This window comes from Rodentibacter sp. JRC1 (assembly GCF_020521555.1).
Lineage (GTDB): Bacteria > Pseudomonadota > Gammaproteobacteria > Enterobacterales > Pasteurellaceae > Rodentibacter > Rodentibacter abscessus.
In genome coordinates this window covers 308,382-320,213 of record NZ_BPWA01000001.1, presented here as the reverse complement: position 1 = coordinate 320,213, position 11,832 = coordinate 308,382, and the positions used below count along the sequence as shown (strand labels likewise).

Annotated in this window: 10 protein-coding genes; 5 read left to right on the top strand and 5 right to left on the bottom strand. The window is 38.4% G+C overall.

Annotation, left to right across the window (positions count from 1 at the left end; all coding sequences use genetic code 11):
• Window positions 1-66 precede the first annotated feature (66 nt).
• From HEMROJRC1_RS01415 to HEMROJRC1_RS01405, 3 genes are all read right to left on the bottom strand, one after another.
• Window positions 67-1,458: a DegQ family serine endoprotease gene (locus HEMROJRC1_RS01415; RefSeq protein ID WP_226691291.1), complete on the bottom strand. Its 1,392-nt coding sequence runs from the start codon at window positions 1,456-1,458 to the stop codon at window positions 67-69.
• A gap of 154 nt (window positions 1,459-1,612) precedes the next feature.
• Window positions 1,613-2,014 carry a YhcB family protein gene (locus tag HEMROJRC1_RS01410; protein ID WP_226691290.1) on the bottom strand — a complete coding sequence of 134 codons (402 nt, stop codon included), beginning with the start codon at window positions 2,012-2,014 and terminating at the stop codon, window positions 1,613-1,615.
• Window positions 2,015-2,101: 87 nt separating this feature from the next.
• Window positions 2,102-2,452, bottom strand: a complete 351-nt coding sequence (locus HEMROJRC1_RS01405; RefSeq protein WP_226691289.1) for a RidA family protein — start codon at window positions 2,450-2,452, stop codon at window positions 2,102-2,104.
• A gap of 283 nt (window positions 2,453-2,735) precedes the next feature.
• On the opposite strand from HEMROJRC1_RS01405, the gene HEMROJRC1_RS01400 reads away from it, so the two are divergent.
• Genes HEMROJRC1_RS01400 through HEMROJRC1_RS01390 form a run of 3 tightly spaced genes read left to right on the top strand, consistent with a single transcriptional unit; the run spans window position 2,736 to window position 6,110 of the window.
• The gene (locus tag HEMROJRC1_RS01400; RefSeq protein WP_226692902.1) at window positions 2,736-3,452 is read left to right on the top strand and encodes a YwiC-like family protein; all 717 of its coding nucleotides are present in this window, start codon (window positions 2,736-2,738) and stop codon (window positions 3,450-3,452) included.
• Between the two features lie 10 nt (window positions 3,453-3,462).
• Window positions 3,463-4,125, top strand: coding sequence for a tetratricopeptide repeat protein (locus HEMROJRC1_RS01395; RefSeq protein ID WP_226691288.1), 663 nt, complete (start codon window positions 3,463-3,465; stop codon window positions 4,123-4,125).
• Window positions 4,126-4,178: 53 nt separating this feature from the next.
• Window positions 4,179-6,110 carry an LTA synthase family protein gene (locus HEMROJRC1_RS01390; RefSeq protein ID WP_226691287.1) on the top strand — a complete coding sequence of 644 codons (1,932 nt, stop codon included), beginning with the start codon at window positions 4,179-4,181 and terminating at the stop codon, window positions 6,108-6,110.
• Window positions 6,111-6,234: 124 nt separating this feature from the next.
• Here HEMROJRC1_RS01390 and HEMROJRC1_RS01385 read toward each other — a convergent pair whose 3' ends face one another.
• Window positions 6,235-6,687 (bottom strand): DNA-binding protein, encoded by a 453-nt coding sequence (locus HEMROJRC1_RS01385; RefSeq protein WP_226691286.1) that lies wholly within the window; start codon window positions 6,685-6,687, stop codon window positions 6,235-6,237.
• Window positions 6,688-7,192: 505 nt separating this feature from the next.
• On the opposite strand from HEMROJRC1_RS01385, the gene HEMROJRC1_RS01380 reads away from it, so the two are divergent.
• Together HEMROJRC1_RS01380 and HEMROJRC1_RS01375 are read left to right on the top strand one after the other, a co-directional pair.
• A complete protein-coding gene (locus HEMROJRC1_RS01380; protein WP_226691285.1) occupies window positions 7,193-9,532 on the top strand; it encodes a YadA-like family protein in 2,340 nt (779 codons plus the stop codon).
• 16 nt (window positions 9,533-9,548) lie between these two features.
• Window positions 9,549-10,364 carry an OmpA family protein gene (locus tag HEMROJRC1_RS01375; RefSeq protein WP_226692901.1) on the top strand — a complete coding sequence of 272 codons (816 nt, stop codon included), beginning with the start codon at window positions 9,549-9,551 and terminating at the stop codon, window positions 10,362-10,364.
• Window positions 10,365-10,437: 73 nt separating this feature from the next.
• Here HEMROJRC1_RS01375 and HEMROJRC1_RS01370 read toward each other — a convergent pair whose 3' ends face one another.
• Window positions 10,438-11,763: a sodium:proton antiporter gene (locus HEMROJRC1_RS01370; RefSeq protein WP_226691284.1), complete on the bottom strand. Its 1,326-nt coding sequence runs from the start codon at window positions 11,761-11,763 to the stop codon at window positions 10,438-10,440.
• Window positions 11,764-11,832 lie beyond the last annotated feature (69 nt).

Below are 11,832 nucleotides of genomic sequence, written 5' to 3'. Positions count from 1 at the left end.
CATTGGTATTTTACGGTGCGTTACGCCTTATGGCTAACGCACCCTACAAAGGACACACTTTTTCTTTTATTGTACCAACAAATAGAAATTGCTATTGCCACGCAAAATATTTAATGCGACTGCCGAAGGTTTTTCTTCAAGCGCTTTACGTAAATCTTGCGTTGATTCCACCATTTGACGGTTCATTCCAATAATAATGTCACCGACTTTCAAACCCCGTTGTGCAGCAAGCGAGTTAGGCTGAATTTTCGTTATCTCAATTCCTTTTATGCCTTTGGCATTGTAGTTGCTTAATTCTGCTCCATCTAAGGCTTGTAATTCAATGTTACCGCTATGTTGTCCTTTACCGTCATCCGCTTGTAATTTAACTTTCACATTTTGTGATTTGCCATCCCGCAAATAAGTTAATTCAATTTCTTTACCGGCACCGGAAGTGGCGATTTTAGCGCGCATTTCCGCAAAGCTTGAGATTTTTTGTCCATTCATTGCGGTGATAACGTCACCGGCTTTGATTCCGGCTTTTTCTGCGGCGGAATTCGGTAACACTTCGCTCACAAAAGCACCTTGTTGGGCATTCACGTTGAATACTTTTGCCAAATCGGCATTTAATTCACCGCCTTTAATTCCCAGTAAACCTCGACGAACCTCACCAAATTCTAAAATTTGTTGAACAATGTTATTTGCTTGATTACTTGGAATGGCAAAAGCGATTCCTGCATTACCACCGCTTGGAGAAATAATCGCGGTATTAATCCCGATTAACTCACCGTTTAAATTGACTAAAGCTCCCCCTGAGTTGCCTCGGTTTACCGCCGCATCCGTTTGAATATAATTTTCATAAGCACCGCTGTCAGAACCGGTTGAACGTCCTAAAGCCGAAACGATCCCTGAGGTAACGGTTTGTCCTAAACCGAATGGGTTTCCTATTGCTACGGTAAAATCTCCCACTCGTAATTTGTCGGAGTCTGCAAATTTAAGTGCGGTCAAATTTGACGGTTTTTCTATTTGAACCAATGCAATATCGGATTGTTCGTCTTTGCCGATTAACTTCGCTTTAAATTCGCGCCCGTCTTGTAAGGTTACATTAATTTTATCCGCATCATTAATAACGTGGTTATTGGTCAATACATAACCTTTATCGGCATTAATGATGACACCGGAACCTAGTCCGCGGAAATTACGTGATCCGCCCCGTTTGCCAAATTGTTCTGCGAATTGATCTCCAAAGAAGAATTTAAATTCCTCCGGAATATCATCATATATTGGAGAACGGTTGCTTGTTTTTGCTTTGCCTTCCACAGAAATGGTTACTACTGCCGGCTGCACTTTTTCAAGCATTGGTGCTAGGCTGTTTTGCTCGGTGATAAAACTCGGCAGACTTGCCTGTGTACTGATAGAGGTGCCTAAAACACTTAAACCTAACGCAATACTACTTAATATAAAATGTCTTTTTTTCATAAAATCTCCAAGTAAAAAATATCTTGCTAAATGAGCGTTTCATGAGACAAAAAAATGGGGCGAATGTTCAAGAAAAACAAGAGCGTATTATAAAAAGATTAAAAAAGTGCGGTCAGAATTGAAATTGTTTTTTCTGACCGCACTTTGAAAAGATTTAATGATTTTCTTTATCTGTCTTTAATAATCCCGAAGAGCCTTCCGAATAATCTTTCGGTGCTTCTTCATTCGGTTTATCCGCAGCTGTAATCAGTTGTTGGGTGAATAAACCTTTTGGGTTTTTACCAAGCAAAGTGTCGGAAGAATTTGCATAGTGACGATAGAGTTTTTGATAATCGCCGATAAGGGTTTTAAATAATTCCGCGCTTTCGGAAAAATGTTTTTCGAGTTGCTCGTTTTGAGCTTCAAGTTGTGCTTTTACTGCTTTGAGCTCGCTTTCTTTTTGTACTTGCTGTTTCACAGAACCTTTGGTGAAACGTAAAATTAAGTAACCAAGAATCACGCCAACGACTAAACCAATACCGGCAGCCAGCCACATTTCAGTTGCCCAAATTTGCATAATTTACTCCTTATTGTGTTTGTTAGAAGACTGAATTGTAAAGGAAATGAAACAAAATTTCTTTGCGGAGGATCACAAATTTAACATTTATACGGCGGCAGTGATCACGATTTCTACCTTCCATTCCGGTACGGCTAATTTGGCTTCGACAGTCGCTCGGCTCGGTGGGTTTTCACTATCGACCCATTCATCCCAGGCTTGGTTTAGCAAGGTATAATCTTGCATATCCGCAAGAAAAATTTGTGCATTCAAAATATTACTTTTGTGTGATCCGATCTCTGCTAATAATTTATCAATCAATGCTAATACTTCTTTTGTTTGTTCATAGGCATTTTTTTCGAGAGTGGTATCCGGTACTTGTCCGGCAAAGTAGGCTACACCATTATGGATAGATACTTCACAAAAACGTTGGCTTGGCTGAATGCGTTGAATAGACATAATAACTCCTTTCAAATTGAATTTTTTCGGTGTTATGCATCACTTGCATAAAAGGCTGTTTTTAATTCAAATGTAGGGTGCGTTAGGCTTGCCGTAACGCACCAAACTCGGGTTTAACGGTGCGTTACGCCTTTGGCTAACACACCCTACTCTGTTTTGTGCAACTGATACATAATGCCGAATTTTTTCTATTTTAAAACGGGGCTGAATCTTTGTAAATTCAAGTTTGTCAGGGTAGAATAGCGAGAATTGTTCTCACTTAGAAGCAAAGATGAAATTAAAAATGAAATTGCTGATTTCCAATCAACATGGCGCTATGGTGATGGCATTATTGCCTTTTATTTACGGAATGTTACTTGCACAGCCTGTGTGGGAACATACTTTTTTATTGGCTGCGTGGTTTTCCCTTTATTTGATGACATATCCTTTCTTGAATTTGTTTAAAGGTAAAAATGGGGCGGAATATAGAAAATGGACGATGATTTATGCCGCTATAACTTTAATTTTTGCCGTGCCCGCTTTATTTTACAATTGGCAAGTTTTGTATTTTATGGTGGCAATGTTGCCTTTTGTTTTTGTCACTATTTATTTCACCAAGCAAAAAGATGAACGAAATTTATTAAATGATTTTGCCGGTATTGCGATTTTTGCCCTTGCCGGAATGGGATCTTATTATTTTCCCGACCGTATCTTTGATGCCAAAATTTGGTGGGTTGCGATTTATCCGAGCCTTTTCTTTATCGGTACGACACTTTATGTAAAATCGGTGATGCGGGAGAGAAAAAATCCGAAATATTTATGGGTTTCTATTATTTTTCATTCTTTATTGGTGTTGTATTTCGTCTTTATCGGGCAATTTTATTTGGCACTTGCGTTTTTTGTAAGCCTGATTCGTGCGGTTTTTTTACCTCGTAAGAAACTTTCCGTAAAACAAGTAGGTCTAACCGAGTTGGTTATTACAGCCGTTTTCTTTATTTTTCTTTTATTCGAGACTTTATAGTGGATTTTTTATGAAAAAAATATTTCTGATTTTAACCGCACTTTTGGTTTTTTTAAGCCGACCCGGTTATGCCGGAGAATCACCGAATACCTTGAATTTGACAGATCAACAGCGTTTGGATATGGCACAGGGGTTTGCCAATAAACAAGATTGGAAATCGGTTTTTGAGATTATGCAACCGCTTGCGTTAGAAGGAAATATACAGGCTCAGGGAAATTTGGGAATGATGTATAACCTCGGTCGCGGTGTGCCGCAAGATAAAGAAAAAGCTTATTGGTGGTTTAGTGAGGCGGCTGAACGGGGCAACATTCGTGCGATTAATAATTTAGCCGTGATGTATTACAACGGCAGTTATGTAAAAAAAGATATTCCACAAGCCATTAAACTATTTAAAACCACAGCGAGAGCAAAAGATTTAGATGCGATGATGATGTTAGCGGATATTTATTTAGCGCAAAAAGATGCGCCGAAATCTTTTGAATGGGTGAAAAAAGCCGCCGATTTAGAAAATCCCAACGCAAAGTTACGTTTAGGTATTTACTATGAGGAAGGTATTGGAACCTCGCCGAATAAACACCTTGCGATATTGATTTATCAAGAGATTTTAAGCTCAAATAAAATATCGGATAGCCTTAAAAATGTTGTAGAACAACGGTTATCTCGTCTTCATTAATCGTTACATAAGTTCAAAATATCTCTATTAAAAAACTATTAAAAAGGTCATTTATGAAAAACAGCCGTTTTCCTTTATTTCCCATCTTTATTTTTGTCCTGCTCAATCTTTTTATTTTTTCTTTATCACGCTTAGGTTTATCTTTATGGCAAGCAGAACGTGTTTCCGCCGTTAATGGCTGGGGGGAATTATTTTTACAGGGTATCCGAATTGATATTGTTGCATTATGCTATTTGTTCGGCATACCTGCACTTTTCACCGCATTATTTCATACCTCCTCCCTTTGGAAGAAAATTTTACGTATTTGGTTAACTGCCGGTAGCGTATTCATTCTTTTTATGGAAATTGCCACGCCGGCATTTATTGAAACCTATGATTATCGACCGAATCGGTTATTTATTGAATATTTAATTTATCCGAAAGAAGTCTTTTCTATGCTTGTTAACGGGCATTTAAGTGCGGTCATTTTTAGCCTTATTTTTACCGTTTCGGCAGTAATGGTTTATTGGAAACTTTCCGGTTGGGCGGTGAGGAATTTGCGTACGATGAGTTGGAAATTACGTTCCGTTGTTGCGTTGTTCATTATTGCGATAAGTTTTATTGGGGCCCGTTCCACTTTTCAGCACCGTGGAATTAATCCTGCAATGGTCGCATTTTCCTCCGATGCTTTGATCAATTCTCTTGTTCTAAATTCCGGCTATTCAGTGATTTATGCGGCTCAGCAATTTAAAGATGAAGAGAAATCCTCGGAACTATATGGAAAAATGGATACCGATGAAATGTTACGTATCGTAAAAGCGGTGCGGGGTAGACCGGATAGTGATTATATTTCCGATAAATTTCCGACGCTCACAAAAAATACGGCGACTTATCAAGGTAAGCCGAAAAATATCGTCATTTTGTTACAGGAGAGTCTTGGTGCACAGTTTATCGGCACTTTGGGTGGAAAACCGCTTTCACCGAATATTGATAAATTGGCGCAAGAAGGGTGGTTATTTGAAAATCTTTATGCAACCGGCACACGTTCGGTACGGGGTATTGAAGCCGTAACCACAGGTTTTACGCCAACACCGGCACGTGCGGTGGTGAAGCTCAATAACGCACAAAATAGCTTTTTTACGCTGGCGGAAATATTGAGTAAACAAGGCTATGATACTTCCTTTATTTATGGCGGCGAAAAACATTTTGACAATATGGCAGGTTTTTTTTATGGCAACGGTTTTAAAACCATTATTGATCAACAAGATTATCGCAATCCAAAATTCACGGCAACTTGGGGGGTAAGTGATGAGGATTTGTTCGACAAAGCACACGAAACGTTCACAAATTTACAAAATGAAGGAAAATCGTTTTTTAGCCTTGTATTTAGCTCAAGCAATCACGATCCTTTCGAATTTCCGGACGGTAAAATTGAGCTTTATGAACAGCCTAAAGCCACTCGGAATAATAGTTCAAAATATGCAGATTATGCCATCGGACATTTTTTTGATTTGGCGAAAAAATCAAACTATTGGAATGATACCCTTTTCTTAATTATTGCTGATCACGATTCACGGGTTGCCGGCGCATCATTAATGCCGATTAAACATTTCCACATCCCTGCATTGATTTTGGGAAATGGTATTGAACCACGCCGTGATGAACGTCTGGTAAGCCAAATTGATATTCCTACCACCTTACTGTCTTTAGCCGGTGTGAGCGGAAATTACCCGATGATAGGGTTTGATCTGACACAAGATGTCAAACCTGATCGCGCAATTATGCAATTTGATCAAACCCAAGCCTTAATGAAAGGAAACAACGATGTTGTAATCCAAATTCCAAATAAGGCGGCACAAGGCTATTTTTATAATAAAACAACGGAAACCCTAACAGAAAAAGAAGTACCTGAAGCAATGAAAAAAGAAGCCTTGGCTTATGCTTTATTGGGGAGCTATTTGTATAAAAATCGCCTATATCAATCCGGAGACGAAAAGAAATATTAATTTATAGAGAGTAAAGTGCGGTCGTTTTGACCGCACTTTTTTATCGATAATATTCATTTTTTCCGCCGATATTTAGGCAATTATCTTTTAGGGGCGTGGTTTTATCGAATCTTAAATATAGACATTATTTTTTTAATGCCATTGTTTCTGCTAAGATTTTTATGGCAGATTGCGTTTCACTTTTGCATTCACGGTAGTTTTTAATCAGTTCAAATTCCTCTTCACTAATCGCTTGTTTTGATACCGATGAGATTCGGTTATACCAAAGTGCTTTGATTGAATCCAGTTCTTGTTTGATAGATTCAATGTATTGTTCGATAGATTCTCCTGTTGGCTCTAAAATTGAAATCCCCGTTTGGGGTTTATTCGGCAAATTTACGCCCAAAGCTTGTTGTACCTCTCCGGGCATATCGCCGATATAATATTCAAATGTCCGACCTTTTACACCGACTCTTTGTCGTTTCTTCCATCCCTCTCTATTGGCTTTTTTTACGATACCTTTATCGGAGGAGGGGAGATTCGGTAAGTTCTTGTCTACTAGTTCTTTTATAGAAAACCATTCCTTAAAGTTCTTCATAAATTCTTTAATAAGGAACTCTATTTGTTTTTTATATTCGTGAGAATTTAAAGATTTGTTTGAATCAAAGATTAATACAAAAATAATTAAATTTTTTGAAAGGAACTATTGAGTTCCTTTTGAAATTGATATATAGTTCCTTTCAGTTACTCACAGGGTAAATCAAGCATTTTTTCGATAAGTGGCAAGCATAGCATATGATGTAGAGAAATTAAAAGAATGCCTATCTGTTTTTTTCTCATTATTTAGGCTGTTGATGCGTAATTGTGAGCGGTTTGCAATATAACGCATATTTTGTGTTCTCTATGCGTTTTTGCTTCACTAGATGTTTATTTATTCTTGAGTAACTACTTTAGGGATTTTCTTCAAGCAGTTAAGAAGAATTTCGGAGTCGATCAAGTAGTGTGTTTTCTACTGTGAGTATTATAACAATAAAGGTGTAAAGTAACTTTTTATTTGTGGAGTAAAAGGTTGCTTTTACTCATTTAATAAAAGTGTGTAATCTATGTTAATTAACAATTTTTCTCAATATAAACGTCATCTATTATTTCTTTGTTTCCCCGCCCTATCATTAAGTTCCGTTCAAGCCGTGGAAACCCCTCAATCTCCTTTTATAGTGAATCCTACTGATGATATCGGGAATGGACACTTCAAAAATTCCGCTGAAAAAACTCTAGTCGATGGACCGGGCAATTTTGCAGCAGGTCAGGATAATGTGATTAAATCTAAAAAAGGTTCTTCATCTGCTGTCGGTAATCAGAATGAAGTTGATGGAAAAGATGCGAACGCCTTTGGCGATGGAAATACTGCAAAAGGGGAACAAGCTCAGGCTTTTGGCGATAATAACCGTGTTAACGGCAATCAATCTTCCGCTTTCGGTGTGAATAATAATCTTGGTGAAGTGAATGATTGTAGTCCTTGTACATCGATTAATTCAAGTAACATTTTTGGTTCCGGAAATAAAGTGTTTGGTTCGCAAAGCACTGCGGTAGGACATGAAAATAATGTCGAAAAGGCTAACTCTGTTGCCGTTGGGGTAAAAAATAAAGTTTCGGTTGATAATTCGTTAGCTATTGGTAGTAATAATAATGTTTCCGGTAACACATCCCTTTCCATTGGTAGTAATGCATCGGCTTCAAATAAAAATACTGTGAGTATCGGTAGTAGAACCCGTGCGAGCGGTAAACATTCAATTGCAATTGGGCGAATGACAGATGCTTCCGGTGAAAATTCTGTTGCACTAGGCGCTCATGCTAAAGCAACACATGAAAATTCTGTTGCATTAGGTGCGTTGTCAGAAACCGATGAGGCGGTTGATACTAAGAGCGCAACTGTGGGTAATTTAATTTATGGTCATTTTGCAGGTAAAACATCAGTTGGTTCTGTCTCTGTTGGTATCGCCGGAAAACACACCCGCCAAATTCAAAATGTTTCAGCAGGGCGTATTACGAAAGATTCTACGGATGCCGTTAACGGTAGTCAGCTATATGCGACTAATCGGGTTGTTGATAATGTAGTTCAAAGTACCAAAAATATATTGGGTGGTAATGTGGCGATTGCCGATAACGGTACATTATCTATGACAAATATCGGTGATACGGGGAAAGATAATATTCACGATGCGATTAAGTCTATCAAAGAGAGCAATAAAAATACCCAAAGTACCGTAACAGTAGGAAAAAACCTTAAGTTAAAGACAACGGATAATAAAGATGGAACGAAAAATTATCATTTGTCCGTGGTGGAGGATTTGAAGGTGAACTCTGTGATTTCAAATGAATATAAGGTTGGTGATAAAACTTATATTAATAAAGATGGTATTAATGCCAATAATCAGAAAATCACTAATGTAGCGGACGGTAAGGTCAGTGAAACATCGAAAGATGCGGTGAACGGTTCTCAACTTTACCGAGTGAAAAATGAGATTAATAAAAATGTGAGTGCAGCCAAAACGGAAGTGAAGGAAGGCAAAAATATTAAAATTACTCACTCAGTAGGTACGAACGGGCAGTCTGTTTATGAAGTTGCAACTACAGACGATCTTAATGTGAATTCCGTAACGGCAGGTAATACCGTATTATCAAAAACCGGACTGAATAATGGCGGAAATAAGGTCACTAATGTGGCTGCCGGTGATATTTCAAGTACTTCGACCGATGGTGTCAACGGTGCCCAACTTCATAATATTGCAGCTAGTACGGCAAAAGCATTCGGTGGTGCTACGTCACTCCAAAATGGTCAAATTGTCACAAGTAATTTGGGTAATACCGGCAAAAATACTATCCATGAGGCACTTTTAGCTTCTCAAGAAGAAGTGACGGCCGGTAAAAATATCAAAGTGATGAGATCAACAGGGGCGAATGGGCAAAATATCTATAATGTTGCAACTGCAGATGATCTTAGTGTGAATAGTATCAGTTCAAATGAATATAAGGTTGGTAATAAAACCTATATTAATGGAAATGGTATTAATGCGAATAACCAAAGGGTAACTAATGTTGCTCCTGGCGTAAATGATACGGATGCAGTGAATGTTGCGCAGTTAAAAGCGATGAACAGTAATAATACTAATATGGTGAAAAAATTAGAGAGTAAAGTTCATCAAAACGATCGTTATGCTCGAGCGGGAATTGCAGGTAGTGCTGCTATTGCTTCTACTCCACAAGTGAGACGTAACGGTAAATCAATGTTGGCTATCGGTGCTGCGACTTATCGTGGTGAATCAGCAACTGCATTGAAATTCTCCACCGCATCGGATAATGGTCACTGGACTATTTCATTATCGGGAAGTATTGATACGAGAGGTAATACTATTATTGGTTCGGGAGCCGGTTATGAATGGTAAGCAACAAGGAAAAATGATGAAAAAGTTATCCGTATTATTTTTGTTTTCTTCGTTAGTTGGTTTAACTGCTTGTGGTAATTTAAGCAAAGTAACGGCTCAAGGTAAAGCGGAAAAAATCGTTTGGCCTAAGATTGAAAATTCAAGTTTTAATCACGATGGCGATCAGTTCGGTTCTTGGCCTAACTGGCAAAATTTACGTATGGTTGAAGCCGGAATGAATAAAGATCAGCTTTACAATTTGCTTGGTCGTCCGCATTTTTCCGAAGGATTGTGGGGCGTGCGTGAATGGAATTATGTGTTTAATTATCGAGAAGATGGTGTTCATAAAGTATGTCAATACAAAATCTTATTTGATAAACAAATGAATGCACAAACTTTTCTATGGAATCCTAGCGGTTGCGGTAGCAAATCAGCGATTAGCTTAAGTGGCGAATCTTTGTTTGAATTTGACAAGGCGATACTAACAGAGCAAGGAAAGAGTACTATTGATCTGTTAGCAGAGCAACTCAATGGGAAAGAAACCGAGATCAAAGAGATTAAGGTAAGTGGTTTTACCGACCGACTGGGTTCAGATGTCTATAATTTGAATTTATCGCAAAAGCGGGCGGAAGAAGTAAAAAAACGTTTGGAAAGCAGTGGTGTGAGAGGTCCGATTTTAGCGAAAGGTTATGGGAAAGCGCAGCAAGTTAAGATTTGTCAAGGTTCCGGACAAGCGCTTAGAGATTGTTTAGCGCCAAACCGACGGGTGGAAGTCGTTGTTGATGGAGTAACCAGTTTCGGTATGTTAAACGGTTCGGAAAATCAAGGGCCGGCACTGTTATATCAAGAATAAAGTAGTAGCTGACATAAGCATCATCCTCTACTTAAACCAAAAAGCCAACGAAATTGTTGGCTTTTTTTATGATTTATTCTTTACGCTGATCCTTTGCTAATCCTACTCCATTATAACCACGCTCACGCATAATCACTTCTTTGGATTTGCGGATCATACTTTCAATGGTTGTACCTTGGATAAGGATAGAAAAGGTAACCACAGCGTATGTCATCCCTAAAATGAGATCACGAATATCCATATTTAATCCCTCAATATAGAATTTTCCCATCGGAATAGAAAGTGCCATAGCAAGGGCAAGCCCCCCACGTAAAGCTCCCCATGTGAGAACCTGCAAGGTGTAAGGGTTATATTTACGGTAGCGTTTCATTATTTGGAATGGTAGCCATACGCTGGCATAACGACAAACCAAGCAAATAGGAATAGCCAGAATAATTAAAATTAATCCTTGCCATGAAACGTGAATAAGTAAAATCGCCAAACCGATTAGGATAAATAATAAAGAGTTAAGAAAGTGGTCGATCATTTCCCAAAAATGATCGAAGTAGCGTTGGCTTTGTTTTGAAAAGCCGGTATAACGTGTCCAGTTACCGATTAAGATGCCGGAGACCACCATCGCAAGTGCGCCGGAAACATGGAGCAGATTTGCCAGCATAAAACCCGCTGTAGGAATGGTTAAAGTTAACAAAATTTCCAACGAGCCATCATCAGTGGCGGAAATCAAATAATGTGCAATTAAACCGATGACAAAGCCGAATACGATACCGCCTAGTGCTTCTTTAAAGAAAAGATGTAATATGCCACCGGCTGTTGGTTCTTGCCCGCCAAATGCAACGGCAAAAACGGTGGTGAAAATGACTAAGCCGATACCATCATTAAATAAAGATTCTCCTTCCACCTGCATCGATAAACGTTTCGGTGCTTTCAAGTTTTTTATAATGGCAAGTACGGCGATGGGGTCATCAGGTGAGATCAACGCGCCGAATAAAATACAATAGATTAAATCAACATGCCAGCCGAATAGTTGTGCTACGCCGTAGAATAAAAAGCCGATAAAAAAGGTTGAGGCAAAGGTGGAAAAGAGAGCAAAAGTGGTAATTTCCCATTTTTGATTTTTTAGCACCGGTAATTTAATCCCCAAGGCGCCGGCAAATAATAAAAAACCTAAGATACCGTTAAGTAAAAACTCTTTAAAATCAATTCGCTCAATCACTTTAGTTGCAATATCGTCCAAATTAAACCAATTCAAATAGCCTAATAAGACCAATATTAGCGAGCCGACCATTGATGTTGCAGTAATGGCAATCGTATACTGAACGTTGTCATTTATCTTTCTGGTGACAAAACTGATTAAAATCGCGATGGCAGTGAGAAAACAGAGATATGTGTAAATGTTCATATATTATTCCTAAATAAAGGATTATCTGACGAAAATTCGGCGGTTGCCTAGTATAAGTAAACTGTTATT